The 25,682-nt window shown below is 67.4% G+C and carries 22 protein-coding genes and 4 pseudogenes; 12 read left to right on the top strand and 14 right to left on the bottom strand.

What is annotated here, in order from left to right; genetic code table 11:
- Positions 1–102: 102 nt before the first annotated feature.
- Positions 103–2,391, top strand: a complete 2,289-nt coding sequence (locus ACWCP8_RS26580) for an ATP-binding protein (protein WP_352269354.1) — start codon at positions 103–105, stop codon at positions 2,389–2,391.
- On the opposite strand, the gene ACWCP8_RS26575 is transcribed toward ACWCP8_RS26580, so the two are convergent.
- The 3 genes from ACWCP8_RS26575 to ACWCP8_RS26565 all read right to left on the bottom strand — a co-directional run bounded on the left by ACWCP8_RS26575 (position 2,373) and on the right by ACWCP8_RS26565 (position 5,585).
- Entirely contained in the window at positions 2,373–2,840 is a 468-nt protein-coding gene (locus ACWCP8_RS26575) for a response regulator (protein ID WP_451118553.1), read from the bottom strand. The genes ACWCP8_RS26580 and ACWCP8_RS26575 overlap by 19 nt on opposite strands.
- The gene (locus ACWCP8_RS26570; RefSeq protein ID WP_352269357.1) at positions 2,837–4,609 is read right to left on the bottom strand and encodes a PP2C family protein-serine/threonine phosphatase; all 1,773 of its coding nucleotides are present in this window, start codon (positions 4,607–4,609) and stop codon (positions 2,837–2,839) included. Before ACWCP8_RS26570 ends, ACWCP8_RS26575 begins: the two co-directional genes overlap by 4 nt.
- Before the next feature lie 571 nt (positions 4,610–5,180).
- Positions 5,181–5,585: a DUF6221 family protein gene (locus ACWCP8_RS26565; protein ID WP_451118550.1), complete on the bottom strand. Its 405-nt coding sequence runs from the start codon at positions 5,583–5,585 to the stop codon at positions 5,181–5,183.
- Between the two features lie 564 nt (positions 5,586–6,149).
- Here ACWCP8_RS26565 and ACWCP8_RS26560 point away from each other — a divergent pair.
- Positions 6,150–7,157, top strand: a complete 1,008-nt coding sequence (locus tag ACWCP8_RS26560) for an alcohol dehydrogenase catalytic domain-containing protein (RefSeq protein ID WP_352269360.1) — start codon at positions 6,150–6,152, stop codon at positions 7,155–7,157.
- 237 nt (positions 7,158–7,394) lie between these two features.
- Here the strand turns inward: ACWCP8_RS26560 and ACWCP8_RS26555 are convergent.
- A pseudogene (locus tag ACWCP8_RS26555) lies at positions 7,395–7,556 on the bottom strand (NUDIX hydrolase); the annotation flags it as partial.
- 311 nt (positions 7,557–7,867) lie between these two features.
- Positions 7,868–8,338 carry an ArsI/CadI family heavy metal resistance metalloenzyme gene (locus tag ACWCP8_RS26550; RefSeq protein WP_451118547.1) on the bottom strand — a complete coding sequence of 157 codons (471 nt, stop codon included), beginning with the start codon at positions 8,336–8,338 and terminating at the stop codon, positions 7,868–7,870.
- A gap of 96 nt (positions 8,339–8,434) precedes the next feature.
- On the opposite strand from ACWCP8_RS26550, the gene ACWCP8_RS26545 reads away from it, so the two are divergent.
- The 5 genes and pseudogenes from ACWCP8_RS26545 to ACWCP8_RS26525 form a co-directional block, all read left to right on the top strand.
- Positions 8,435–8,818 (top strand): ArsR/SmtB family transcription factor, encoded by a 384-nt coding sequence (locus ACWCP8_RS26545; RefSeq protein ID WP_352269363.1) that lies wholly within the window; start codon positions 8,435–8,437, stop codon positions 8,816–8,818.
- An 8-nt stretch (positions 8,819–8,826) separates the two neighbouring features.
- Positions 8,827–9,144, top strand: a pseudogene (locus tag ACWCP8_RS26540) (aquaporin); the annotation flags it as partial.
- 224 nt (positions 9,145–9,368) lie between these two features.
- Positions 9,369–9,926 carry a GNAT family N-acetyltransferase gene (locus ACWCP8_RS26535; RefSeq protein ID WP_352269364.1) on the top strand — a complete coding sequence of 186 codons (558 nt, stop codon included), beginning with the start codon at positions 9,369–9,371 and terminating at the stop codon, positions 9,924–9,926.
- A gap of 152 nt (positions 9,927–10,078) precedes the next feature.
- Positions 10,079–10,807 carry a DUF2625 domain-containing protein gene (locus tag ACWCP8_RS26530; protein WP_451118544.1) on the top strand — a complete coding sequence of 243 codons (729 nt, stop codon included), beginning with the start codon at positions 10,079–10,081 and terminating at the stop codon, positions 10,805–10,807.
- Between the two features lie 243 nt (positions 10,808–11,050).
- Positions 11,051–12,294: pseudogene (locus tag ACWCP8_RS26525) on the top strand (ISL3 family transposase); the annotation flags it as partial.
- Between the two features lie 4 nt (positions 12,295–12,298).
- Here the strand turns inward: ACWCP8_RS26525 and ACWCP8_RS26520 are convergent.
- Positions 12,299–12,760: a hypothetical protein gene (locus tag ACWCP8_RS26520; RefSeq protein ID WP_352269367.1), complete on the bottom strand. Its 462-nt coding sequence runs from the start codon at positions 12,758–12,760 to the stop codon at positions 12,299–12,301.
- 228 nt (positions 12,761–12,988) lie between these two features.
- Positions 12,989–13,816, bottom strand: a complete 828-nt coding sequence (locus tag ACWCP8_RS26515; protein ID WP_451118542.1) for an SDR family oxidoreductase — start codon at positions 13,814–13,816, stop codon at positions 12,989–12,991.
- Positions 13,817–13,975: 159 nt separating this feature from the next.
- Here ACWCP8_RS26515 and ACWCP8_RS26510 point away from each other — a divergent pair, with 159 nt between their 5' ends.
- Positions 13,976–15,055 (top strand): hypothetical protein, encoded by a 1,080-nt coding sequence (locus ACWCP8_RS26510; protein WP_451118540.1) that lies wholly within the window; start codon positions 13,976–13,978, stop codon positions 15,053–15,055.
- A 322-nt stretch (positions 15,056–15,377) separates the two neighbouring features.
- On the opposite strand, the gene ACWCP8_RS26505 is transcribed toward ACWCP8_RS26510, so the two are convergent.
- The 3 genes from ACWCP8_RS26505 to ACWCP8_RS26495 form a co-directional block, all read right to left on the bottom strand.
- Positions 15,378–16,358 (bottom strand): aldo/keto reductase, encoded by a 981-nt coding sequence (locus tag ACWCP8_RS26505; RefSeq protein ID WP_352269370.1) that lies wholly within the window; start codon positions 16,356–16,358, stop codon positions 15,378–15,380.
- A 561-nt stretch (positions 16,359–16,919) separates the two neighbouring features.
- Entirely contained in the window at positions 16,920–18,989 is a 2,070-nt protein-coding gene (locus tag ACWCP8_RS26500) for a prolyl oligopeptidase family serine peptidase (RefSeq protein ID WP_451118644.1), read from the bottom strand.
- Between the two features lie 433 nt (positions 18,990–19,422).
- Positions 19,423–19,968 (bottom strand): YciI family protein, encoded by a 546-nt coding sequence (locus ACWCP8_RS26495; RefSeq protein ID WP_352269372.1) that lies wholly within the window; start codon positions 19,966–19,968, stop codon positions 19,423–19,425.
- Between the two features lie 398 nt (positions 19,969–20,366).
- Between ACWCP8_RS26495 and ACWCP8_RS26490 the strand changes: the two genes are divergently transcribed.
- Both ACWCP8_RS26490 and ACWCP8_RS26485 read left to right on the top strand, forming a co-directional pair.
- Positions 20,367–20,576, top strand: coding sequence for a hypothetical protein (locus tag ACWCP8_RS26490; protein ID WP_352269373.1), 210 nt, complete (start codon positions 20,367–20,369; stop codon positions 20,574–20,576).
- A gap of 112 nt (positions 20,577–20,688) precedes the next feature.
- Complete coding sequence (locus ACWCP8_RS26485) at positions 20,689–21,093, top strand: ester cyclase (protein WP_451118537.1); 405 nt, start codon at positions 20,689–20,691, stop codon at positions 21,091–21,093.
- 747 nt (positions 21,094–21,840) lie between these two features.
- Here ACWCP8_RS26485 and ACWCP8_RS26480 read toward each other — a convergent pair.
- Both ACWCP8_RS26480 and ACWCP8_RS26475 read right to left on the bottom strand, forming a co-directional pair.
- Positions 21,841–22,098, bottom strand: a complete 258-nt coding sequence (locus tag ACWCP8_RS26480; protein WP_451118535.1) for a hypothetical protein — start codon at positions 22,096–22,098, stop codon at positions 21,841–21,843.
- A gap of 59 nt (positions 22,099–22,157) precedes the next feature.
- Positions 22,158–22,301, bottom strand: coding sequence for a hypothetical protein (locus ACWCP8_RS26475; protein WP_352269379.1), 144 nt, complete (start codon positions 22,299–22,301; stop codon positions 22,158–22,160).
- 644 nt (positions 22,302–22,945) lie between these two features.
- Here ACWCP8_RS26475 and ACWCP8_RS26470 point away from each other — a divergent pair.
- Positions 22,946–23,332: a nuclear transport factor 2 family protein gene (locus ACWCP8_RS26470; protein ID WP_352269381.1), complete on the top strand. Its 387-nt coding sequence runs from the start codon at positions 22,946–22,948 to the stop codon at positions 23,330–23,332.
- Between the two features lie 479 nt (positions 23,333–23,811).
- On the top strand, positions 23,812–24,489 hold the full coding sequence (locus tag ACWCP8_RS26465) for a GAP family protein (protein WP_352269382.1): 678 nt from the start codon (positions 23,812–23,814) through the stop codon (positions 24,487–24,489).
- 161 nt (positions 24,490–24,650) lie between these two features.
- On the opposite strand, the pseudogene ACWCP8_RS26460 reads toward ACWCP8_RS26465, so the two are convergent.
- Positions 24,651–25,157, bottom strand: a pseudogene (locus tag ACWCP8_RS26460) (transposase); the annotation flags it as partial.
- Positions 25,158–25,201: 44 nt separating this feature from the next.
- The gene (locus ACWCP8_RS26455; protein ID WP_352269383.1) at positions 25,202–25,624 is read right to left on the bottom strand and encodes a VOC family protein; all 423 of its coding nucleotides are present in this window, start codon (positions 25,622–25,624) and stop codon (positions 25,202–25,204) included.
- Between the last annotated feature and the right edge of the window lie 58 nt (positions 25,625–25,682).

Genomic DNA, 25,682 nt, shown 5'->3' with positions numbered 1-25,682 from the left:
CGCGCCCGCAGCAGCCCTTCGGCCCCAGGGTGCCGTGGAAGGATTTCGGCGAGCCGGACGGCCGACCAGACCGGATCGAGAACACGGTACGTGGGAGAAGAGATGTCCCTTCCGAACCCGGGGCGGGAGGCCGAGGCCACGGCGGCCCTGGGTTTCGACCTCAGCGAATGCGTCCAGGAGCCCATTCATCTGCTGGGCAGGATCCAGTCCCACGGCACCCTGCTCGCGGTGGAGGCCGATACCGGCACCGTGGACACCGCAGCTCTGAACACCGGTTGTTTGCTGGGGATCGCGGCCCAGGAGTTGGTCGGGGGTCCCATCGCGCGGGTGCTGTCCCCCGAGGACTGGGCCGAGGCTCTTGAGGTCAGCGCTCAGCACGAGGCGGCAAGCCTGGTTCTTCCTGTCTCCATCGACGTGGCAGGCACCCCCCGGATGTTCGACGTGACCGCACACCGGCAGGGGCCCTTTCTGATCCTGGAGTGGGAGCCGCGAGCCGTCGCGTTGCCGCATTTCGCGCGGTACTACCAGGGGGTTCGGCGAGCCCTGACACGGCTTCGGTCGTCGACGACGGCAGCCGAGTGCTGCCAGGCGGCCACCCGTGAGATCCGGGCGCTGACCGGCTTCGACCGTGTTGTCGCCTACCGCTTCGAGGGTGAGGACGGGCCAGGAGAGGTGGTCGCGGAGGAACTCACCGACGGCCACGAGCCCTGGCTGGGGCTCTGGTTCCCCGCCAGTGACATCCCGCCCCAGGCGAGGCGGCTCTACCGCGACAATTGGATCCGGGTGATCGCCGATGTGGACGACGTCAGTGTGGGCTTGCATCCCCCGCGACGGGCCGGCTCGGGCGTGCCACTGGACCTGTCGAATTCCGTACTGCGCACCGTGTCCGGCTTTCATCTGGAGTACCTGCGGAACATCGGTGTGAAGTCGTCGATGTCGGTGAGTGTCCTCCGGGAGGGCGAGCTCTGGGGGCTGATCGCCTGTCATGGCGACGCCCCCACCACCATTCCCCCGGAACTGCGAGCGGTATGTGAGTTCTTCGGTGTCGCTTTCTCCCTGCAACTCGCGGTCATCGAGGAACGAGAGCAGGCCGAGGCGCTCACCGCGTCCCGTGAGCGGCTTGATCAGATCATCTCCCGGGTCACGTCCGATCTGGAGGACTCGCTTCTGGCAGGCGACGACGCCCTCAGAAGACTGCTGGACGCCGATGGTGCGGCGCTCTGCCGCGGCGGACGCAGCACCACCAGCGGGATGAATATCGCGCCCGCTCTGCTGGAGACCCTCCAGGCACGCGCGGCAGGACTGTCACCGGGCACGGTCTGGAGTACGGACCGTCTGTCCGAGGAACCGGACCAACCCGGCGGCGACATGGCGGAAGGCGGTCCGGCGGGGATCCTGATGGTGACGCTGAGCCGCTCGGGTGACTTCCTCGCTTGGTTCCGCAGGGACCGTCCCACCGCCCGCCAATGGGCCACCGACCCTTCCAAACCCGTCCAAGTCGGCCCGCGAGGCGAGCGGCTCACTCCTCGCGGGTCGGGCGCCGTCTTCCGCGCGGTGGTACGTGGACAGAGCCTGCCCTGGACGCCGACCGACCGCGCCACCGCGCAGGAGCTCTGGCGCACGCTGACCGGTCTCGTACTCCGGCACGAGGCCGAACTGGCAGCGCTCAACGAACAGCTACGCGTCGCCAACTCCGACCTCGACTCGTTCGCCCATGTGACGGCCCACGACCTCAAGGAACCACTGCGGGGCATCTTCAACGCCGCGACCTTCGTCATCGAGGATGCCGCAGCGGACCTCGACGCGACGACCGTCCGACGGATGCTCACCATGCGGCGACTGGCCGGCCGGATGGACGACTTGCTCGACTCGCTGCTGCACTTCGCCCGGCTGGGCCGAGGCGGGCTGCACCGCATCCGTGTCCCACTGGACCGGGTGCTGGACTCCGCACTTGAGGTGGCCGGGGAACGTCTGGCCGAGGCCCACGTGCGGGTCATCAGAAGAGATCTGCCCGAGGTGTACGCCGATGAGCACCGGCTCTACGAGGTCCTGGTCAACCTCTTGGTGAACGCTGCCAAGTACGCCGCCGATCAAGGAGACCGCATGGTCGAGGTCCTGGTCGACACACTCCGCACTCCGGCAGGCGGAACCCCCCAGCAGACCGTCGTGGTCCGCGACAACGGCATCGGCATTCCGGCCGACCATCAGGGCGAGGTCTTCGAGCTGTTCCGCAGACTGCACGGGCAGGACGAGCGCGGTGGAGGCACCGGCGTGGGTCTCGCGATCGTCAAACGGATCGTCGAACGCCACGGCGGCGAGCTGTGGCTCGAAAGCGAACCAGGCTGCGGGACCAGCTTCTACTTCACTCTGGGTCACGAAGGCGGCGACTGAGCGGCAGGGCCCTCGTCCCCGCCCTTCGCTCTTCGCTGCCAGTAGTCCACGGCCCCCTTCAGAACGGTGCGGAAGAGCTCGAAGTTGACCGGCTTGTAGATGTAACTGTCGGCTCCTGCCGCGTAGGTTGCGTCGACCTCGTCCGGCGAGGTGAACGACGTGAAGACAACCACGGTCACGTTGTTCAGTTCAGGCATGGAGCGGATCGATCGGAGCACCGCGGCTCCACTGAGGCCGGGCATGTGCAGATCCAGCAGGACGAGCCCCGGTCGTCGGGTGGATTCCAGCAACCGCTCGGCGACTCCGGCCCCCCTGTCGGTGAATTCCAGCGTCAGACCCGGATGAGTGCGACCGAGCGCCCGCTGAATCGCCTCAGCGTCCTCCGCCGAATCCTCGACGACCCAGACGAAATCGTGATCGATCCTCGGATCCCCGGCTGACCCGCTCACGCGACCATCTCCGCCTGTGCGACGAGCACGGCGATGTCGTCCGCACCTGCCGCCCGGAATTCCACAACAGCCGCTGCCAGCCGTTCGGCGAACCCATGAGCCTCACCGGCCCCCTGCTGCGCCACCGCGTCCTGCAGGCAGGATTCGAAGAACGTTCCGTCAGCCGCTCTCGCCTCGGTCACCCCGTCGGTGAACAGCACCAGCGCGTCCCCCGGCGCCACATGCGCCGACCCAGATCCGTACTCGATTTCTTCCAGCACACCCAGCAGATCCCCGTGGGCTGCGAGCTCCTCCACAGCGCCATCCTCACGCCGCACCAGAGGCGCCGGATGCCCGGCACTCCAATAACGCAGGCCAAATCCCTTTCCGTCCGACACCAGCACCGCTACGAGCGCTGTCACGAAGCGGGACGTGCCCTCCCTGACCAGAGCCTGGTTCAGCCGTCCCAGCGCGTGCTCGGGCGTACTGCCGTCCTCGAGCAGGGTGCGCAGGGTATGGCGGGCCAGACCAGTCAGTGCCGCAGCCTCCGCCCCGCGACCGCAGACGTCACCGATAAGGAGCGTCACACCGCCCTGCGCCCCCGGGACAGCGTCATAGAAGTCGCCGCCCACGTCGAGCGATTCATCGCCCACTTCGTAAGCCGAACTCAGAATGAGACCCGAAATCTGCGGTAGCTCTCTCGGTAGCAGATGCCGCTGGAGGGAGACCACGTGCTGGCGCCGCTGTTCGTAGAGGGTGCTGGTATCGATGGCCAACGCGGCCCGGTCTGCAAGATCGGCAAGGAACCACGAGGCCGCCTCGGCGAGGTCCACCCGGTGGTAGAGGAAGGTCAGAGTGCCCAGAGCCCGCCCTCGAGCTTTGAGCGGATTCACACTGAGCGCACGCACAGCACGCCCCGCCCCGGACGAGGTGGGCCCGAAGGGTCCTCCTGCCAGCTCGTCACCTTGCAACACCAGCCCCTGCCCGCGGTTGACGACCTGCTGCAACACATCCGTGAGCCAGAGGTCCTCGGCCGCGACCACACCGAGCCACTGCTGCTCGCCCGCGTCCATATGTGTGGAGGCCACGGGAGTCAGTCCGCCGGAAAGACGCAGATGCAGGACGCACCCCTCGGCGACAGCGGGAACAGCCGTCCGAGCAACCCGTCGCACGGTCCTCTCCACATCAAGGCTCGAATCCATCTGCAACGACGCCTCCGCCAGGAAGGCGTCACTCACCTGACGCAGCTCATCCGCGCGTCGCGCCATGATGCGCCTGTTGGAGACCATGGTGACCTCGGCCACCTGCTTCAACCGGGCCCGTAGCGTCACATCGACTGCGTCCCTGTCTGCGGTGCCGACCATGAACGACGCCCAGCCGCCCTGCCCCAGCGGCACGGCACACAAGGCCACGCTCCGCACGCCCGCTGCCGCCAGAACCTGGACATGCGGCATAGCGCCGTCGAGCTCCGATACCTCGTGAACTGTGACAGTCGGATCGCCGCCAGGGGCCTCGGCGGCGGCAGATTCACCAAAATCCTGTTCGAATTCCACGAACGATGGCGTCGGCTCCGCCAGGGTGACACTACGCAGATAGTGCAGCAGCCCACCGCTCCAGCGGGTGCCCACGACGGCCAGCACACCGGGCATACGGAGCAGCATGTCGTAGAGGGAATCGGCCAGCTCTGTCACGTCCTGCGCCTTGTCGGCGAGACTCCAGAGCTCATGCAGACGGCCGGACCACCATCCGTCATCCGCCTGACAGGAAGCTTTGCCCTCGTGCTGCTCCACCGCTGATCCGCCGTTCCGCATTGCCACTGTCGGCTCCGGCCCGTCAGGGAAAACGCTATGTCACGCCGCGGCTGACCGCCTCCAGGCGCGGTCTCCGCGGCGGGGCTCCGCACGAGACGCGCGAGGCTGATCGCCATGGGCCTGCACGCGCAGGGGCGCCGCCCGCCCGGTGCTGGGACGGTGCAGTGGACGCCGTCGCCGGTGAAGCGGCGGCGCCGTCGTTCCGATCAGCTCACCGCCACTGAGCGGTGCCGACGGCTGCCAACCCTCGCGCCCGAGCCGACGAGTAGCGAACGTCTCTGGTTCCACCAGGCCACATCGCCTCTTCGCCTCTACTGCGGGGTGCGCAACCCGTATGGACTGTCCGGCCTGTTCTTGCTGGTCACAGCTCTAATCGGACGGTCGGACGGCTGGGACACCCGTAGTCGTACTGTTCATGGACGTCATCTTCTTGTGGTGAAGCAACGGTGGGTGAGCCTGTGAATTCCTTGCTTGGGGACGGTCTGGTGGTGCAAGATCCGTCGGGCCGCCGGGTCACGGGGATGACCGTCGTTGACCGCTGGTCCCTGGCCTACCTGGTGCGCATCTGGTGCGGCCACCACTGTTCACAGTGGTCCGGATGATCGGCGTATGGCAGGGCCAGGTCCAGGAGGTCGGGACAGGGCCAGTCCTCGCCGTCGTACTGGCAGTCGTTTCGGTTGTCCCAGGGCAACTCTGGGTCGTCGATTGCGGGGCTGAGCACGTGTCGCGCCAGGACACGACGCTTGGCTTCTACGTCACGGAGAACGCGGGCGGGATCGTGGAGAGCAACGTGCTGGGCGATCGTCGGGTCAAATCCGGAGAGATCCATCTGACAGAAATCGACAGTGTCTCCGTGGGCGGTCCACTGTCCGCAGTCATCCCCGTCGCATCGGCCGGCCAGCTCGGCCACCTCGTGCAGCCGCGCTCGCAGGAACTCCACCACGTCATCGCTCATCAGCGCATCATCGGCGATGGGCTGCCGGCCTGACACCCGCTTTAGGGGGCAGGGGCGCCGCGCCTGTGACCTGCGGCTTCTATGGCCGAGCCAGTAGGCGGGGACATGCCCGTCGGCCACCCTTGTTGACGGCGGCTGGCCCCTGTACCTGGCACGGCTGTAGCACGGCGACCTCTTCGTCCCGAACTACCGGCCGGACGGCCATTACGGTCCGGGAGGCTGGTACGGCGGTCGTCGGGGGCCGTTGGTGGCCGCCTTCGGCTTCTGCGGTTGATGTACTCGCTGCTGTATCGCAACCTGCCAAGACCTCGACGGCCTGCGTCGGCTCACTGGTCGCTTCCGGTGAGAGTGCGGCGCCAGGGACGCCTCATATGGCCCAGAACCCGATCGGCCCATTCGGCTGTGCTGCTGGTTGCCCAGCGTGCGAGCGTGAACGGGGGCCTGCGTGAAGGCGGGCAGCTGATGCGCCTGGACGGTGCACTCAGCGGGCAGCACCTGCTGCTGCGGGACGTCGGCTGATGTCCCCTCAAGCCCCTCACGTACCCAGCGCGCAGGAGGAGAGCCATGAACCGGCGTGTCGTCTACACCCGTGGCGGATCGCCCCCCGACGTCCTGACCGTCATCGAGGAGCCGGAGCCGCCAGCGCCCGAGCGCGGCCAGGTCCTCATCCGCACCACGGCCTTCCCAGTACACCCTGGAGATCTCCATCTCATCGAGGCCTACCAAGGGGACGCTGCGGATCCGGTGACGCCGGGCATCGAGGCGACCGGCGTGGTGGAGGCTATCGGCCCGGGAACGCGCGTGGCGCCGGGGGTCGAGGTCGGCGGCCGCGTGACGGTCTTCCCCCAGCCGGGGGCGTGGTCCCAGTGGTTCGTGGCGGACGCCGAGGCGGTCGTCGCCGTACCGGACGAGTTGCCGGACGAGGTCGCCGCGCAGATGCTGGCGAACCCGCTCACCGTGGTGATGCTGCGCCGTGAGGCGCAGGAGCACGTTGCCTTCGGCTACGACGGTTTTCTGGTGCAGACCGCCGCGGGTTCATCGGTCGGGCGGCTGGTGACGGGCGTGTCCCAGTTCCACAACTTCGCGCTCATCAACGTCGTCCGCAGCGAGCGCGGTGCCGTCGAGCTGCGCAAGCGGTTCCCGGATGTGCCGGTCGTGGCGACGGAGCATCCGGGCTGGGCCGATGAGGTCCGCAAGGCGGCCGGAGGTCGTCCGGTGAGCGTGGCCCTTGACCCGATCGGGGGGATGATGACCGGGAGCCTTGTGGACCTCCTGGCGCCGGGCGGGAAGCTGGTCAGTTACGGAATGATCGCCGAGGAGCCGATCTCGGTGCATGCATCGACGCTGGTGAGCAAGTCGCTGACGCTGCGGGGCAAGAACATCATCAGCGGGTGGCCGTCCGAGGCGTCCCCCGAGCGGCGGGCGTCCGACATCGCCACCGCGAAGCAGATCGCGCTGGCGCTGGCGGAGCAGTTCGACGTGGTCGCCACATACGGCCTCGGCGAGCTGGCCGACGCCGTGGAGCACGCGGTACAGCCCGGCAAGGTCGGCACCGTCCTCGTCCGCCCCTGACAGCAGCAACGAAGGTCGGCGGAGCGGCTCCGGTCTGGAGCTGCTTTGAGGCGCGTAATCATGGCCCCTTAAGCTTCCGGCGAGCCGGGCAGTCTGTGGGCCTGCCCGCCCCAGCCACAGAGGGGGTCCCCCAGTTCATGCCCGCAGTCGCCGAGCGCGCCGCCTCACGCGGCCAGCCGCGGCGGAGACATGAGGCAGGTCACGCCGTGCGCGGGCCTTGATGAAGTAGGGAATCTTCTACCGCGCTTGGATCAGGTGCTTGCCATCATGGCTCCGGACATGAGGTCCGTTGCCGTCCAGGGCATCGAGTAGCCGGACCGCGTACACCTCTGCCATCCGCTCGGAGACCCCTGCAGGCATGAGCCAGTCAACTGCTGTCGACTCTGCCGAGGTTCGCTCGATGAAAGGCTGTGATTGTGCCCGACGATCAGGCATCGGGTACGGAATGGGCACGCGACCCTTGTCCGCCAACAGGCAGTCGGGACGGGTGCGAGGCCGTCGGCCGGACCTGCAGAACGCTGGCTTCGGCATAGTCTGTTGCTCCCCCCTCACTTGCCATAATTCCCCGTGAGTCCCTGCCCGACCGCTCGGCACGTCTCAGTGGCCGCGACCGACGCTTGTACTGCCGGGCCCACCGCCACCCATCGGAGCGCGTCTGGACTCGACGTCGGAGCCCGCCCGTCGACGATTTGATCTGGTGCGCTGCTGCACTAGCCGCCGCAGGCGCATCCGGTACCAAGGGCAACGGGCTCGGCCTGCTCGTCGGAGGTGCAGCAGGCGGCCGGTGCGCTGTCGCCGCTCTTACGGAGGGTGTCGGCGTCGGCCTTGACCACGTAGACCTCCCAGGGCTCCTTGCCGGGGCCGGTGACCCAGACCTTGTCCTGGACGGCGTAGCAGCAGGAGGTGTCGTTCTCCTCGAAGGTGGCCAGGCCCGCTTCCTGGAGTCGGCCGGTGGCTGCGGTGACTTGGTCGGTCGACTCGACCTCGACGCCGAGGTGGTCCAGGAGGGTGTCCTGGCCGTCCTCGCCTTCGATCAGGACGAGCTTGAGCGGGGGCTCGGTGATGGCGAAGTTGGCGTAGCCGGGGCGGAGCTTGACGGGCTCGGTGCCGAAGAACTTGGAGTAGAAGGCGATCGAGCCTTCAAGGTCGGCAACGCGCAGGGCGAGCTGAACGCGAGACATGATGGTCTCCCTCATCTGGTTCTGTATCGACATTCATCGATACAGCTCGACAAGCCCGAGGTTGCCACCAGAATCGATAAGCGTCAACATAGACACATGTCGAAATCGGAACTACGGGTTCTCAGGCAGGACGAACAGGCAGTGTGCTGCTCGCCGATGGTCCGCGAACCGCTGGGCGAGGCGGACGCCGTCGACCTGGCGGGCATGTTCAAGGCGCTCTCGGACCCAGTGCGGCTCCGGCTGCTGTCGCTGATCGCCTCCCATGAGGGTGGCGAGGCCTGCGTGTGTGACCTGACCGGGCCATTCGACGTGTCACAGCCAACGATCTCGCATCATCTGAAGGTGCTGCGGGAAGCGGGCCTGGTGGGCTCGGAGCGGCGAGGGACCTGGGTCTACTACTGGGTGCTGCCGGCCGCGCTGGCCCGGCTGTCCTCCCTCCTGCAAACCCCCGCCGAGCCGACCGAGGTCGGGGTCTGCTGACGACTTCCATCGCCTCTCTCGGCCGCCGCGTCGCAGCCGAGTGCATTGGTACGGCCGCCCTGGTGACGGTCGTGGTGGGCTCCGGCATTCAGTCAACCGAGCTGTCCCGCGACGTGGGCGTGCAACTGTTCGCCAACTCGCTGGCAGCCGTGTTCGGCCTTGCCGTGTTCATCGCGCTGCTCGGTCCGGCCTCCGGCGCCCACTTCAACCCGGTCGTCCCCCTCGCCGCGGGGCGGACCGGCCGCTCAGCGGACGACGGGCCGACTGCCCGCGAGGTCGCCGCCTACCTGTCTGCCCAGATTGCCGGCGCCATCGGCGGCGCAATCCGAGGCTCTAGACAGAACAGTCGCTGACGGTCATGCCGGTCGCTACGAAACTCCGGAGAGACAGTAGCGGCGGACGGGGGCAGTTGCTGCGGTTGCGGTACTGGGCTGCTGTACGGCTATCCCAAGACTCCGTGAGGTACTGAGTAGGGTTGGGAGTGGCGTGCGGGTGCCACTGCCCGAGAGTGTGGCGAGTGCATCCGCGAGAACGTCCGAGGGGGCACCACATGACGCCACAGGGAACCATCACGGTAGAGCGGCTAGACGGCTCGGCCGCAGCACAGGCTGAGGACTCGTTCAGGCGGGTCTATGCCGACGTCTTCGCGGAACCGCCGTACAACGAGGCCGCGGACGACGTCGCGGGCACGTTCCGGCACTTTCGCTTCCAGACCCGCAAGCGCACTTTTCGCGCCGCCCTGGCCCATACCGAGGACGGCGAGCCAGTCGGCATGGCCTACGGCTATCCAGTCGAGCCTGACACAGGGTGGTGGGACGAACTGACCGATCCTGTGCCCGCCGACATGCGCCGCGAGGATGGGCACCGCACCTTCGGCCTCATGGAACTTGCCGTGCGCGGACCATGGCGCGGGCAGGGTATCGCGCGACGTCTGCACGAGGTCCTGCTTGACCGCATCGAAGCCGAGCGGGTGCTCCTGAACGTCCACCCGGACAGCAAGGCAGCGTCGGCCGCCTACCGGGCATGGGGCTACCGCAAGATCGGCGAGGCGCGCCCGTGGGAGGGCCCGGACCTCTATGACGTCATGCTGCTCGACCTGCGCACATGACACCTACCTACAAGCGAATCGCACATCGAGGACGTCAACCCTCTGCGGCCGGGGCGTCGGCTCCACAGCTTCAGAGGTCATCCCGATAGGCGTTCGGTTCGTCGAAGCGCCCTACCGGTTGAGGTGCAAGGTGCGGGTGCGACGATGCGGGCATGCGCGAGTTGAGGCATTTGATCGACGTTGAGGAACCGGCCTGGCCTGAACTCAGAGAAACCCTCGGTGCCGGGCCGGTGTCCGTCGAGGTGTTTCCGCCCGATGGCGACCTGGGGACAGCGTCGCTTCTCCAGTTGCAGGTCACGGCCAGGTCCTACTTGGGCGCGGTGACACTGCACTGCGGCGGGCTGCTGGTCGACGGCGGATGGTTGCGGGTCTTCGGCAGCCCTGCGGACGGGGCTGCGCACGGGGTGCCGAGTCTGGCTCGGGTCAATCGATTCCCTGGAGCGCTCGACCCTGCGTGGCAGGCTTATCCCGGTCTCGTGGTGGCGCACGACGTGCTGGGCGGCGTCTTCGCTCTCAACGGTGGAGCTCCCGCCAACGCGGGTCGTCCCGGGGAAGCTGGCGAGATGGTCTACTTCGCCCCCGATTCGCTTCGCTGGGAGGCTCTTGGGGTCAGTCACTCAGCGTGGATGGCCTGGCTGGTGTCGGGGGCGCTTGATGAGTTCTACGCGGATCTTCGCTGGCCCGGCTGGAAGGATGAGGTCCGGGCACTGAACAGCGATCAGGGCCTATCGCTGTTTCCGCCGTTGTGGTCTGCCGAGGCACGTCAGGACCTCTCTGCGACCACTCGTCGCGCCGTTCCCATGGCGGAGTTGCTCGGTGTCGCCCGGGATTCGTGCCGACAGTTCGATGGAGTTGATCCGGGCCTTCTTGGGGCCGTGTGAACTGGTCAGCCGGTCCAGTCGGCGGTAGCAGATCAGGGCTGCGGCAGTTCCGGAGAAGGCCAGGAAGTGTTCCGCCTTGCGCTTCTCGTGACGGTCCAGGCGGTGGCAGCCGGCCAGGCCACCGTCCGTTCCACGGTCCAAGGGGCGGCGGCGACTTGATCCTCTTGCGGGCGATGCGCGGTGATGTTCCGGGACACGAGTCATCGGCGCAGGTGGTCGTAGTCGTACCCCTTGTCTGCGCGGAGCTTGGCGGGCCGAGCCGGCGCCCGCCTGGCCTCCGTCCTTGGGTTGTCCGTCAGTCGGAAAACGGTCTTGCGTCTGATTGACGCGCTCCCCGATCCGGAGGCTGCCGCGCCGCGCGTCGTCGGCGTCGACGAGTACGCCACCCGCAAGGGCCGCCACTACGGCACCGTCCTGGTGGACGTCGAAACCCGCCGTCCCATCGATCTCCTCCCTGATCGGGAAGCATCGAGCCTGGCCGCCTGGCTCGCGCAGCGGCCCGGTGTCGAGGTCGTCTGCCGGGACCGCGCGCCGTTCTTCGCAGAAGGCGCCGAAGCCGGAGCCCCGCAGGCGATCCAGGTCGCGGACCGATGGCATCTCTGGCACAACCTCAGCGATGCCGCCGAGCGAAGCGTCGCCCAGCACCGCCGCTGCCTGCGCGTCCTCGTCCCCGCTACTCCCGAAGCCGAGTCCGAATCCGAGCCCGCCCCGGCTGCGGACCCGTCCGGCTCGCCGTGGCCGCGAGGGCACCGGTTCGCCGAGCGCACCCGGACCCGGCACGCCGCCGTGCGCACCCTGCTGGGGGCCGGGCACAGCCGACGTTCGATCCAACGGCAGCTCGGAATGACCTACCGCACCGTCAAGCAGCTCGCCGACGCCCAGACTCCAGAGGAGCTCTTCACAGGCCAGTGACAGAACCGCCCCTCCGTTCTCGACGAGTGCAAGACCTACCTCGACGACCGCTGGGCCGAAGGCTGCACCAATGCCTGGAAGCTGTGGGAGGAGATCGTTCCACTCGGCTAGAGAGGCAGCTACCAGCGCGTTCGCGCCTACCTGCACGAGAAGCGCACGTCACCGCGGCCGGTGACTGCCAGGGCGCCCTCGCCCCGGTCCGTCGCCGGATGGATCCTCCGCCGCCCAGAGAACCTCACCGAGACCGAGCAGATTCGGCTCAAGACCGTCCGGAACACTGCCCCGAACTGGACGCGCTCACTCGTCACGTCCGGTCTTTCGCAATCATGCTCGCGGACCGCAAGGGTGAGTGCCTGCCGGAATGGATCGCCGCGGTCCGGCAGGACGACCTCCCCAGCCTCCACACGCTCGCCGCGGGCATTGACCGCGACCGTGACGCCGTCATCGCCGGCCTCCCCCTGCCCTGGAACTCCGGTGTCGTCGAAGGCCACGTCAACAGAATCAAGATGCTCAAGCGCCACATGTTCGGCCGCGCCGGCTTCGACCTCCTGCGCAAGCGAGTCCTGCTTGCGTGACGACCTATACCGACTCCTCGTACACATCGATCTCGGAGGGCCCACGAGCAAGCAACAGTTCGAGGTGCCCTTCCATGGCGGCGAGCCACTCGTCGAGGTCCGCATTGGCGTCGTGAAAGAACCAGGAGTCGAAGCCTCCCAGGGCGTCCAGGGCGGGTTCGCACTCGTAGCGGAGTTCGCAGTGAACCTGTACGTAGTGATCGTGCTCACCGTCGTCGTCACTGATGTCGAACTGTCGCGTGAGGTCCACAGTGAACATCGGTCGCCCGCTGAAGGCGTACGTGCCGTACTGGAAGAGCAAGCCGTCTGAGTCGGGTGTGGGCGCGGTGGCAAAGCGCTGCCGCCCGAATCGCATGAAGGCCAGCCATGCAGCTCGAGTGGTCAACTCGGTCTTCGTCGATCGCCCGACCTCCAGCTCGACACGCAGGAGATCGAGGGCTTCCTCCATCCGCGGTCTGCCGTGCACGCCAGCTCTCCTCGCTTCGTGAATCAGCACCTTAACCTCGTAGGGCCGGATCAAATCCAGCCCTGCCCAGCGAGGCAGCCGCCTCCCGGCTCGCAACGCTCAGTCATTGCTGCACGGAACCTGAGCCAGAACCCGAGTTGGGTTCTGGCTCAAGTTTTGTGGTGGTGCGTCAGCGCTCAGCGGATCAAGTGCCTGATCTGCAAAAGCGAGCCGTCGGGCTCCGGGCGTTCAAGCCGCCGGGGTGAGGAACTGGTGGCCACCACGCAGCGTGGTGCGCAGTTTGCGCTGGGTCGCGCGGCTGTCGAGGCGTACTTCGAGGGCCCCGGGAAGCGCGCTGTCTGCCCGCAGACCCGTGGGCAGCCGGGAGTCGTCGAGTCCGTCGCGCCTGGCTATGAGGATGCCGAGTTCGTGACGGCTCAGGGCCTCGTTTCCACCGAGATGGTGGATGCCGCTCGCATCTCCCGACGCGAGTTCCATGAGAGCTGCGGCCAAGTCGGCCACATGCACCGGGCAACGGATGTCGTCTGTGAACAGGACGCCGGCACGAGCCCCGGCGGCAAGTTCGTGCACAGCACGTTCGTGTACGGACTGCCCGTCGCCGATGATCAGTGAGGTGCGGGCGACCACGGCGTCCGGATGCACGAGAAGAACCCCTGTCTCCGCCGCGGCCTTCGCCGCCCCGTACGGGGTGATGGGATCGGGCAGACAGGACTCGTCGTAGTGGACGCGGGTGCCGGAGAACACGGCGTCACTGGAGACATGGATCAGACGGCTGCCGGACTTCGCCGCCGCCATCGCCAGACGGACAGGACCCTCGGCCGTGACCGCCCAGTCAGCCCCGCCGCTCGATGCGTTGACGACGACACGAGGGCTGACCTCGGCCACGACCGCTTCCACGCTTCCGGGATCCCGCAGGTCGAGGGCGCGCCACGCGACCTCTCGAGTGCTCCCGGGCCTGGTCGCGTAGGTCGCGGCCGTCGTGTGCCCGGCCACTGCCGCTTGCCGGACCAGCTCGGCGCCCAAGAACCCGGAACCACCAACGATCAAAATTGTCACGCCGCGACACTCTAGACAGTCCGTGTCGACAAGTAGCACCACAGAAGTTGTGCCAGAACCCGAGACCCGACAGCGGATGTTCACCGATTTCGACAGCACAGAGCGGTCCGGAAGATTCGAACGGTGACGCCTGTCAGCCCTTGGGCCTAAGGTGTGCCAGTGATCTTCAAGAGGAAGCAGAAGGCCTCGGACCTCGGCGCCGTCATATCCGAGCTGGAGCAAGCCGTTGACGCTCGCGACGGTGCCCGCACCGAACATGCCTTCACCGCCGCGCTGAAGGCTCTGCAGCAGGCGACGGACACCGAACGCGTCCTGGCGGGGCCCCGGCTGGCCGCGCTGCTCCCCGCTTTCCCGCCCACCGGCCCGCGCCCGCTCCTCGCATCGGCGGCCGGCTTTTGCGTCGAGAGCGGCACAGATCCGGCGGCCTGCGGGGAGCCGATCCTCGGCGGCGTCCACCGAGACCTGCTCGATGCCCTGGAGTTCGCCCGCCGCTGGACCGCCGCCGGCGGAGCCGCGGTCGAACTGCCGGAGCCCGACGAGAAGATCATCGATGATGCGCTGCTGGCCCGCCTGGGCGGCGACGCATACGAGGCCACGCGGTTGGCGCTGGCCTGGTGCTCGGTCGAGGAATGGCAGCCGCCCGCGCTGGCCGTACTGTGCCGCAGCGCAGAGGTGCGCCGTCGGCACGCATCCACGCTCCTCCCCGCCTGCCACGACCTGGCAGCCCTGGAGCGGCATGACCTCAAGTGCCTGGCCTACGCGCTGGCGGTCCTGGACGACGAGCCCCTGGTGGTGCTGCACCGGCCCACCGGGAGCGGGTTCGAGGTACGCATCGGCGGCATCGGGGACAACTTCCAGTTGCACACGCTGCTCGCCCACGTACTCGTCGGCGGCGGCCACGTGCCCGGTACCGCCCCTTCGGCCGAGAGCGTCCGCCTGGCCACGGACCCCGAGCCCGCCCGAGAACGCGCTGAGGCCGTCGCGACCGGGGCCTTCGAACTCCTCGCCCCGGACGGCGAACGGATCTGGAACGAGGGGCTACCCGACGATATCCCCGTCGTGGAGGGATACCGTCTGCTCGTGCTGGACGAACCGCTGTACCAACGCAGCTGGAACGCCGACCGGTTCTTCCCCTATCTCCCGGGTACGGCCGAGCTGACCCGCATCCTGTCCGACGACGAGGCGCGAACCTGGTTCGCCCGCACCTCGTCCGGCAACGGGACCTCTCAGGCTTCCTGACTCAATGAACCGGCCGCCACTGCGAGGTGGCCAGAAATCGGAGCTCGGACCCGGTACCCCTGTCGAACACGGAATGCGCCGGGGTGATGTCGGAACTGCTGAACATCTGCTGTCGGTTCTCGGGTTCTGGCTCAACTTCTGTGGTGGCGGCGCTTGTGGCGAGCTGGCCACGCTGGCGCGCTCAGGAGTTCTGCATGTCACGAGCCACAGCCGTCGTCGCGGCGAGGACCGGTCCAACCAGCTTCACAGAAGTTGTGCCAGAACCGGTTCTCGTGAGGCGAGCCAAGCTGTCGTCGCGGGGAACGGCGCTTTGCCGGACCTCTCACTGCAGCAGCTCAGCGACCTCGGAGAGCTGGGCCTTGGACAGGGGGCCGCGCTGGAGGGCCCTGGCATTCTCCTCGGCCTGGGCGACGCTGCGGAAGCCAGGGATCGGTACCGTCCGCGGGCTGCGTGCCCACAGCCACGCGAGGGCGCCCTGTGCAAGCGTGCGGTCGTCGGCGGTGAGCACGTCCCGTACGGCGTTGATGCGCGCCCCCCATTGGGCTGCGGGCACGCCACCCTCGTCGAACCAGTGCAGCCACGCGGGCGGCACCGAACGGATGTCACCCGCTGCGCCGCGGCCCGAGGAGCCCTGCTTGCCGGTGAGCAGGCCCATAGCGAGCGGGCTGCGCACGATGGACGCGAGTCCGTGCTGCTCGCACAACGCCAGCATTTCAGGCGCGTCCACCAGCACATTGCACGCGTGCTGGACGCCAACGCAGTGCTCCCCGTGGGCGAAGAGCGCCGCTCGCCCGGGATCGTCGGTGCTCCAGGCGTAAGTGCGGATGAGCCCTTCTCGTACGAAATCCTCGCAAATTTCGCGCAGTTCGGTTGCCTCGTCCAGCGGTACGTCGCCCAGATGCAGCTGGTAGACGTCGATCCAATCGGTGCCCAGCCGCCGCAGCGACGCGGTCAGTGCGCGGCGCGCGTACGCGACGGTTGTGTCCTCACCGATCAGCGTGCGGGTCTCCTCGTTGAAGACGTTGCCCCACTTGGTGGCGATGACCACCTCGTCCCGCCGACCCGCGAGCGCCCGCCCCAGTACCCGCTCGCTGCGGCCGGTGCCGTACACGTCGGCGGTGTCGAAAAAGGTGACCCCGAGCTCCATCGCCCGACGGATCGCCGCGACGGATTCCTGGTCGTCGACCGTGCCCCACCCGAGGGGGTGCCCGTCGGCGTCCTGCCACTCACCACCGATGGCCCAGCACCCGAATCCCAGCGCACTGACCTCGATCTCGCTGTCTCCCAGCGTTCTGTTCTCCATGCCTACGCACGCTATGAGTTGGAGCGCACACGAGCGCAAGGCCGACGAGTGATCCAGAGTTCCTTGTCCACCGAGTTGATCGACCGACCGCCCGACGCCACCAGCCCGACTCCAAACGCGGCCAACCATCCCGGTCACAGCAGTTGAGATCGGGTGCCTGTGGAACGCCACGTCAGTCCCTGTTCCCCGAGGACTGCCGTCGGACGCCGGACGCGGCGTCGGCGGCTGTCGACGGAGACGCAGCGTAGGAGCTCGGATTGGACGCAGCACGCTCCCCTTGGCCGGATCCAACAAGGCGAGGAACCGGGCACGGTGGCCACAGGGTGGTGTGCCGGACGCGTCCCTCACCCTTCGACCCTCGTCCGCCCGAAGCCCTGGGGGCATTCCCTCAGGTGGATCGGGGCGGTGGGTGTTTGAGTCCTGAGGTTCGTCGGCGGAACGTCGTCGCACACCGCGTCGGACCGACAGCAATTGGGGCTGGGCGGGACGGTCCGCCGCAGCACTGCCCGCGGGGAGGCACGTGGGGAACTCGTGCTTGCGGCTGGCTCAGCGGCGATCCCCTCAGTGGCAGGCCCCATCATCCAGGTGAGTCCCGCCCGGTCTGCCGGAGGCCGGCGGAACCGGTTGTGCGAGGTGCCGCCACAAGAAGGTATGCACCAGGGCGTTGTTGTGGGCGGACTGTTCGTTGTCGCTTGCGCCCGCGTGGCCACCGCCGGTGTTCTCGTGGAGCAGGACCGGGTGGCCGAGTTCGCGCAGCCGTGCGGCCGCTTTGCGGGCATGGCCAGGGTGGACGCGGTCGTCACGGGTGGAGGTCGTCAGAAGTACCGGCGGGTAGGCCTGGTCCGCGCTGAGCCGGTGGTAGGCGGAGAGGGCACGGAGGTGGGGGCGATCGGCTTCGTTGTCCGGGTTGCCGTACTCGGCGATCCAGGACGCGCCCGCGAGGAGCTTGTGGAAGCGGAGCATGTCCAGCAGCGGTACCTGAGCGACGATCGCGCCGAACAGGTGCGGGTAGCGGGTGACCATCGCGCCCATGAGCAGGCCGCCGTTGCTGCCCCCCGCGGCGCCCAGCATGGCCGGGGTGGTGATGCCCCGCGTGATGAGGTCTGCGGCGATGGCCGCGAAGTCCTCGAAGGCGCGCGGCCGGTCCGCGCCGAGCGCGGCCTGGTGCCAGTCCGGTCCGTACTCGCCGCCACCTCGGATGTTCGCGATCACGTAGGTGCCGCCGCGCTCCAGCCACGCCCGTCCCGTCACCGCGTCGTAGAAGGGGGTGAGGGAGACCTCGAAACCGCCGTAGCCGTAGAGCAGGGCGGGTCCGGGGCCGGTGGGGGAACGGTCGGGGCCGATCACGAAGTACGGCACCCGCGTGCCGTCCTGAGAGGTCGCGAAGAACTGCTCCGCCGCCAGACCGGCCGTGTCGAAGCGGGCCGGAGCCTGCTTGAGGATCTCCGTGTCGGCGCCGATCTGCCCGTGGTAAAGGGTGGAAGGCTGCAAGAACCCGGACACGTCCAGGAGGTACTCGTCGGAGATGTCCGGGTCCGTGTCCATAACAGTGACGGCGGACAGCGCCGGGACGTCCGCGAGCGGCTTGCGTGCCCACCCACCGACGGGGGTGGGGGTGAGGACCTCGATGCGGGTGCTGACGTCGCGCATCGTCTCCAGGATCAGATGGTGGCGGGTCCATGAGTGCCCGGCCAGAGCCGTTCGCTCATCCGGGGTGAACAGCACCTCCGCGGTGCGGTCGCCCGCCAGGAAGGCGTCGAAGTCGAACGCCAGCAGAGAGCCCGCCCTCTGTCCGAGCCAGTCGGACTTCAAGGTGACGATCAGATGCTGGCGATGGACAGAGGTGGTGGCGTCGTCGGGAACGTCGATCCTGACGAGCGTGGCGTCGGGGGTCAGGAGGTACACCTCGCTGCGGAAGAAGTCCAACGACCGGGCGACGAAGTCCCGCTCGAAACCGGGTGTGGTGTCGTGCCAGCCCCAGGTCGACACATCTCCCGGCTCGGCCTCGAAGACCGGGGCGGCTTCCTCCAACGGCGTGCCGCGTCGCCACCTGCGAACCGTGCACGGATACCCGGAGTCGGTCAGCGAGCCCGGTCCGAAGTCCGTGCCGATGAAGACGGTGTCGGCGTCGATCCATGCGATCCACGTCTTCGCCTCCCCCGCCTGGAACCCGCCCTCGACAAACGCCCCAGTGGCGAGGTCGAACTCGCGGACCACAACGGCATCACCACCGTCGCGCGACAGAGACACCAGTGCCCGGTCGTAATCGGGATGGCGCACCCGCGCACCGGCCCACACCCACTTCTCGCCCTCCGCGGCAGCGAGCGCGTCGACGTCGAGAAGGACCTCCCACTCCGGAGCATCCTTGCGGTACTGCTCCAGCGTCGTACGCCGCCACACCCCACGCACGTGCTCGGCGTCCCGCCAGAAGTTGTAAAGGAACACTCCGCGACGGGTGGCGTAAGGGATACGGTCCGAAGCGTCCAACACCTCCCGCAGACGCTCCTTCAGGGGAGCGAACCCGGCGCCGACAGCCAGCGCGGCCTCCGTCTCGGCGTTCCGCTCGGCCACCCACTCGAGCGCGGCCTCACCCTCAACGTCTTCCAGCCACAGGTACGGGTCGTCATCCATCACAAGCCAAATTGTGCAGGCCCGGAACGCGCGGCGAAACCACATCGGCCCAATGGCCGGACGTGCGCTCTCGGCTGTGATGCCGTCCGGTACGTCCGCTGGGCGTACCGGACGTACTGGACGGCCACCACCAAGGCTGCCCCGGCTGACCGGCGCTCGCCGCGCCAACCAGGAACGTGGTGTACGCCGAAGGTACGGAACGGGGCAGACCGGACCGGGGTCACGAAGACCTGACCGCCACTTTGCGGCTGGTGTCCGAGCTGGACTTCAGGGCCATGATCCCCGTGCGTTCAGGGAAACCGAAGGTGCCTCAGCGCGAACACACGGCCCACCGGTGTACGTCAGGCCGACGCGTCCGTGGGTTCGGGTGAAACACGAGGATGCTGAACGATCCGAAGGGCTTCGGCGTGACATCGGCCTGGACGTCCTCGGGTCATGACGGCCGCCCGCCGAACTGCCAGTTGTGCACCTCGATGTCGGCGTACCGGTCCGCGGTCAGGATGGCGCGCGCCGTGTCCGGGTTCGATGCCCGGACCAACGCCGCAGTACCCAGCCAGGTGGCGCCGTCATCGGACAGCAGCGGTCCGTAGGCGATCAGCTCGTCCCGGTCGGACGGTACCGCGAGGTCGGCGGCAGGCTCCGCGCCGAGGCCGAGCACCAGGTACCGGTTGCCACCGGTCCGGCCGCCGGGGAAGTCCCACATGGTGCGCCCCAGCATGTTGCGCCACCGTCGCACCAGCACGTCCCGGTACACGCCGGCCTGGTAGCCGGGCTCGTCGAAGGCGAACGCGCGGGCGGCGGCGGGATCAGGCAGGTCGACGATGTGCACGCTGCCGGTGGGTGTGTCGCCGACGAGGGTCGGGCCCCGCGCGATCATCTCTTTCGCGTACCGGTCCATATAGGACCAATGCTTTTCCAGCAGCTCGTCGCGCAGCTCTACGGAGCCGGGCCGGTCACGGTGGTAGCAGAAGAACTCCATGCCCAGAGGGTCTCTTCAAGGAGGTAACCGGGTCGAACGAGTTTCACTGCCACCGCTGCTCGGCAGCCTCACCCAGAAGCATGCGTGTCGACTCCGCGTAGCGGATGGCGGTCTTTTCGTCGATGCCGAAGACGTGCGCGAGGTGGTCGCCCCTTCAAGCAGTCCGTCGACGCGGCCTGACGAAACCCCTGCCCGACCCACAGGCCAGACCGCCCCCTTCCCCGAAGGGGGCGGGATCGCCGCCCGGTCACGGTAAGCCGCTGACACTTGCGCAGACCGCACGGCAGGAGTACCTGACCAGCCCGTGTGAGTCGGGACAAAACGCCCGTCGGCCAAACGGGCGACGGCAGCCCTGAGCTCGGGATGCTGCGATCAGGAGCCTGGTGCACTCTGGACGGATGAGTACCCCGATAGTCGTGCACAGCTCTGCACCGACCGGTGGTCGGGTGGTCACCATCAACGATGAGATGGTCGGCCTCGTCCACGACGACCATGCCCTGATCGAACTCCTCCGGCGTGCCGGCGTCTACGACGCCGAGCATTGCCTCGACGACCCGCAGTGGATCGAATGGCGCGGCGGCCCGGCCCACCGGTACGAAGCGGCGTGACGTAAGCCCTGTACATCCGGAAGGAGTCAGGGCTGTCTCGCCCGCGCCAGACGGGGACCACGGCGTGTTTTCAGAGGTCCGGAGAGTGGGTCCCATAGCACGCAGGAATTCCGTGGAGATCGTCGAAGCGTTCTGGGAGGAGGTCTGGAACGGCCACAACCCCGACAAGATCGACGACTTCGTCGTCGAGGACTTCGTCATCACCAACCCCGGCGGATCCATCGAAGGCCGGGAGAAATTCAAGGCGTGGGTCGCCGCTTTCCTGGACCAGGTCCACGACCTGAGGCTCGAAGTCGTCGAGTCCTTTCAGAACGAGGACGGGAGCCGGGTGGCGTCACGGTGGATCGTGCACGGGAGGAACAACGGGCTTCTGGGCACCGAGCCCGACGGGCAGCCGATCTCCTTCAGCGGTACGGCCGTCTGGGCGGTGCGCGAGGACGGCAAGCTGCAGCACAACTGGGTGGAACGTGCCACCTGGGAGCTGTACCAGCAGCTGACGAGCACCTCAGGGCGGTGAGACGGTCAGCCCGCCTCGTGGTCACTGCCACACGGAGCCTCGCTGTCATGGAACGCGCCCGCTACGAGGTCAGGCAGCTCAGAGACATCGCTGCACCGCTCGTCACCTCCCTGACAGCCGGTGCCGTGACCTCCTGGGCGTGTATTGAAAGTAGATCTTGACCGCGCGATGATCTCGACAAGTGCCGCCGATGTCGCCGACCCGTCAGCCGCCGGGTCCTCCACTGCCAAAAGCCCCACCGTTGTCATCCTTGGGCACGTCCCGTGTCGAAGAGGGCCGGTTGATCTCATATGGACTGAGACCTTCCCCGAAATCATCTGCATCCCTCACGTTTTCGCCGTGAAAAGGCCGCCGGCTTCGGGAGGGACGCTCGGCCTGCTGTCGCGCCTGAGAGCGACGGCGCGCGTCCCACCAGACGAGGCCAAGCAGAACAGCGACTACGACCACTGCTATACCGAGGGGGAAAATCCAGCGCACAGCCGAAGCGGCCAGTGTGATGTCACTGATGGGCACCTGGCTCACAAGATGGCTCATCTGGCCCACGTCCTTCCTGAGAGGATTCCACTGCTCACAAAGCGAGGCAGAAGCTTCCGCTCATTGGAGAGAGAGCCCGCGATGGCCGGAGCCGTGGAAAACCCCAATCCCGCCGCCCTTGGCGGGATCAATCTCGCGGAGCCCGCCTGAACTGAACGTCTGGCAGGGCTCAAGCTCCCTGATAAGTCTACGGCGGGGAACGTACGGGGGCCGCTAGAGCAAGCGGTACAGGATGCCGGTCACGATGACGACGATCATCAGCGTGCCGACGACCCACTGCTCCCGGGGGACGTCGAAGACGTTGAACTTGTCCGGCTCCATGACCTGCTCGCCGTCGGGGACGTGGCCGCCGTGGAAGAGGTGCCGGCGCTTGTTCCGCTCCTCGTTCAGGCCGCGGCGCGTGACCACCGTCAGCGAGGTCGTGCGGCACTGGGTGCACCGGTAGGCGTACACCCCCGTTCCCTCCTTCATTTCAGATCACTTCCCATCATGGCGGACTTTTCGGCCCATCAGCTACGGACCGCACCGGATCACAGACCGAGCGTGCTGTTCGAGTTCAGTCGGTACGGCGGTATTCGATCTTCCAGGCGGCTGGTCCCCCGGTCGGTGTTCGGGACGATCCGGTGCCCCCTCTCCAGCTCCTCCCGCATCCACTCGGTGCGATATACACTCACCCCCCTCCGGGGGCTGCTGGCGGCATTGTTGGCGTCTGCTCTGACCTGCGCCAACCCTCTTCCTGGGGCCTCTCCTCGTGGCGGTGGACGTCGGGCCCATTCCCGGCCGGTGTTCGCACCCCGGGGCGGTAGGGGATACCGGCCCCGTCCAGCACCCTCTTCACGGCCCTGGTGAAGGAGAAGGGGGAAGTGCTCGGCGAGGGCCGTGCGGAGTACCCCGCAGCCCCCTCGGTAGAGGTGGTGGAGCGCCCAGTCAGGTCCTCACGGAAGTATTCCGGGGAGGACTGGACGAGGGACCCGCCGTCCTCTCCGTCGACCTCGTCGGGGGACGGCTCGGCGGGGGTACCGCCGCCGCTCCGGACAACGCACCCACACCACGATCACGGCAGCCCGCGGGGACCACGACCGCGTCTGACCACAGGTCAGGCGAATCGATTCGCTCCGCCTTCGGTCACGGGGTAACGCCCGGGCCAGGCAAGACATAAGAAAATGGGCCCCGGACATCGGGGCCCTTTCATTCGATGGACGCACTGGACGGCGCGACAGCGCACGTCTCGGCCACCGCTGCCGGGTTACGCTGATTCCCAAGGTTGGGAGACCGGAAATGGATCTCGTCCGATACTTCTGTGATCGGAGGGAACGCAATGGGAGACCAGGAGACCCGAGCGGCGCTGGACCGGCACTGGGCAGCGTCTGCTGCCGGGGACCAGGACGCCGAGCACGAGATCTATCACGACGACGCCATCACTGACTATCCCCAGTCGGGTGAGCGCATTCACGGCCGCCGCAATCTACAGGCGCTGCGCTCAAACCACCCGGCCAAGCTCACCTTCACCATCCGTCGGATTCTCGGCAGCGGGGATCTTTGGATCACCGAATATGTGATCGACTACGACGGGAAACCCGCATCCACTATCAGCATTATGGAATTCCGCGACGGCAAGGTCGCCCACGAGACCCAGTACTTCGCGGATCCGTTCACTCCGCCCGCCTGGCGCGCCAAATGGGTGGAGTCGATGCCCTTCTTCTGACACCTGCTTGCGATCCACTCGCGTGCAACATCAGGACCAGGGCGGAGCGGGGACTCACGGGCCGTCCCGGCCTCGGGGTTGAGGGAGCAAATCCGGAGCGCGTCCGCGCGGGCCTCAGCGAACGCCTCGCGGACGGAGTCCTCATCCCTCCCCCAGACCCGAGCAACTGTCGGCGCCTGCGGGCCAATACGCCGCTCAACGGCCGGTGCGAAAGCTCTTCGTGCGCCGGGCCGTTCCCGTTCACCGTTGCGGGCTGGTCGCAGTGATGAGGATCCGCGAAAAAGGCCAGGGTAGCTCTTCGTTCCTCACTCAGTTGCTTCTGACAACGAAACTCGGAAGTGTCCGCCCGTACGCCGACCGGTGCGCCAGGAATAGTCCCGTTTGGATGGTCAGTCGAGGCGGCGAATCCCTGGCAGGTCGATATCGTCCGGGAAGGGGGCACGTCGGGGCAGCCGGGGTGTCATACGGAAAGGCGTCCTGTGCTTGTCCAAGCAATCGGCGCCGCGCTGCCGGCAGCGCTCGCGGTCGCGCTCAGCCCCTTTCCGCTGATCGGAATCGTGCTGATCCTGGCGGGCGCACACGGCCACCGCAACGGCCTTCTGTTCGCCGTCGGCTGGATCATCGGGCTCGCGGCTCTGGCGACCGTCGTCGCGGTGGTATTCGGCGGAGCTGACGATCCCGACAGCACGTCGTCGGCGATCGCCGACTGGCTGCGGGTACTGGCCGGGGCAGCGCTGATCGTGCTGGCAGGGCGCAAGTGGTGGCTTCGGCCGCGAGGCGGTGAGGAGACCAAGGAGCCGGGCTGGATGACGTCGCTGGGCGATGCAACGGCGGTGCGGGCCCTGACCCTCGGTGTGCTGCTGTCCGGCGCCAATCCGAAGAATTTCGTACTGACGGCATCGGCCACCACAGCCATCATCGAAGCCGACGTGCACGGCACCGACCTCGCCGTGGCCGTGACCGTTTTCGTACTCCTGGGCTCGTGCACCGTCGTCGGCGCCGTTGCCGTCCACTGGGCCGGAGGGCAGCGTGCGGCATCGTTCCTGGACGGCGTACGCCAGTTCATGGTCACCAACAACAATGTGATCACGATGGTTGTGCTTCTCATCCTGGGCGCCAGCATCCTCGGCGACGGACTCACCGGTCTCGGCCGGTGATCACGCCAGGCACCCCTCTCAGGTTGGTGGAGGGTGGGTTGCCACGGAGGACCTGGAGCGTGAGACGCCCTCGGAGTTCAGCGGCTCGCGGCTGGGGATTCCGCTGAGCAGGTCCGTCCGCCTCTGAGCGAGGGGTGGGGAAATTCAAGAAGCCCCATCAGCAGCACCTGGACTCCGTGTCCGGCAAGTTCGTCTTCGAAGACGCGGCCGAAGTAGCTTTTGTCGCCGATCAGGGTCTGTCCGGGACGGTCGCCAAGGAGATCGGATTCGGTGGCGAGGAGGTCGAGCAGGGTCTCGCGCTCGTCTGCCTTCGCGCCGGTGAGAGCGTAGGCCACGGGCAGGCCCTGGAGCGTGCAGACCAGGTGCAGGCGCAGGCCCCAGAAGAACCGGCTGTGGCTGGCACAGTAGCCGTACTCGGCCCATCCGGCCAGGTCGGACCGTTTGGCGGTCACCCGGGAGCGGCCGCACTCCACGGGTGTGGAGTCCGCGACCCACACGTCGTCGCTCCACGCCGAGGTGCTCGCGGCCAGGATCCGTGTGACCCTGCGGAGCAGGTCGGCAGCCTTGCGCAGCCGTCTGTTGTAGCCAGATTGCTGCGGCAGGTACGGGCAGAGATGTCCCGGGTGAGCCCGCGCATGCCGCAGCCACCTGGTCTCTGACGAACGCCCCCTCGCCAACGCGGTATGAACCGAAGACCAGTGAACCTATTCGATTACGGGCGGGCGTAGGGCCTGGTCATGATCTCCATGTTGTGGCGGTCCGGGTCAGCGAAGTACGCGCCGCGGCCGCCGAAGAGGCGGTTGATCTCACGGGGTTGGGTGTGGTTGGGGTCAGCGTAGTAGGTGACCCCAACCGCCTCCAGGCGAGCGATCATGGCGTCGAACTGTTCGTCGGGCACAAGGAACGCGTAGTGCTGCGACTGGATCGGCTCGTCGCGCTTCTCGTAGAAGTCGAGTGTCACACCATTGCCCAAGTCGACGGGTAGGAAGGGCCCGATGGGGGAGGCGACTTCCAGGCCCAGGATCGCGGCGATGAACTCGGCCGACAGGTATCGGTCCGTCGCATAGACGGCAGTGTGATTGAGCTGGGCGGTGGTGATGAGCGGCTCATAGTGGTGCTGCTGATTGTGCGTCATCTGTGGTGCCTCTCCGGTCTTGGGTTCCGTGGGATGAAGCGCCGTTTGCAGGCGCCGG

The sequence above is a fragment of the Streptomyces sp. NPDC002206 genome, assembly GCF_053593595.1.
Note: the sequence above shows the minus strand (reverse complement) of the source record. Positions and strands in the feature narration are given on the sequence as shown.

Bases quoted from the DNA above. Each gene is read 5' to 3' on its own strand.
- ACWCP8_RS26580 (WP_352269354.1), top strand. From the start codon at position 103: ATGTCCCTTCCGAACCCGGGGCGGGAGGCCGAGGCCACGGCGGCCCTG.
- ACWCP8_RS26565 (WP_451118550.1), bottom strand. From the start codon at position 5,585: ATGAGCGATGACGTGGTGGAGTTCCTGCGAGCGCGGCTGCACGAGGTG.
- ACWCP8_RS26560 (WP_352269360.1), top strand. From the start codon at position 6,150: ATGAACCGGCGTGTCGTCTACACCCGTGGCGGATCGCCCCCCGACGTC.
- ACWCP8_RS26550 (WP_451118547.1), bottom strand. From the start codon at position 8,338: ATGTCTCGCGTTCAGCTCGCCCTGCGCGTTGCCGACCTTGAAGGCTCG.
- ACWCP8_RS26545 (WP_352269363.1), top strand. From the start codon at position 8,435: ATGTCGAAATCGGAACTACGGGTTCTCAGGCAGGACGAACAGGCAGTG.
- ACWCP8_RS26535 (WP_352269364.1), top strand. From the start codon at position 9,369: ATGACGCCACAGGGAACCATCACGGTAGAGCGGCTAGACGGCTCGGCC.
- ACWCP8_RS26530 (WP_451118544.1), top strand. From the start codon at position 10,079: ATGCGCGAGTTGAGGCATTTGATCGACGTTGAGGAACCGGCCTGGCCT.
- ACWCP8_RS26505 (WP_352269370.1), bottom strand. From the start codon at position 16,358: ATGGAGAACAGAACGCTGGGAGACAGCGAGATCGAGGTCAGTGCGCTG.
- ACWCP8_RS26500 (WP_451118644.1), bottom strand. From the start codon at position 18,989: ATGGATGACGACCCGTACCTGTGGCTGGAAGACGTTGAGGGTGAGGCC.
- ACWCP8_RS26495 (WP_352269372.1), bottom strand. From the start codon at position 19,968: ATGGAGTTCTTCTGCTACCACCGTGACCGGCCCGGCTCCGTAGAGCTG.
- ACWCP8_RS26490 (WP_352269373.1), top strand. From the start codon at position 20,367: ATGAGTACCCCGATAGTCGTGCACAGCTCTGCACCGACCGGTGGTCGG.
- ACWCP8_RS26480 (WP_451118535.1), bottom strand. From the start codon at position 22,098: ATGAAGGAGGGAACGGGGGTGTACGCCTACCGGTGCACCCAGTGCCGC.
- ACWCP8_RS26470 (WP_352269381.1), top strand. From the start codon at position 22,946: ATGGGAGACCAGGAGACCCGAGCGGCGCTGGACCGGCACTGGGCAGCG.
- ACWCP8_RS26455 (WP_352269383.1), bottom strand. From the start codon at position 25,624: ATGACGCACAATCAGCAGCACCACTATGAGCCGCTCATCACCACCGCC.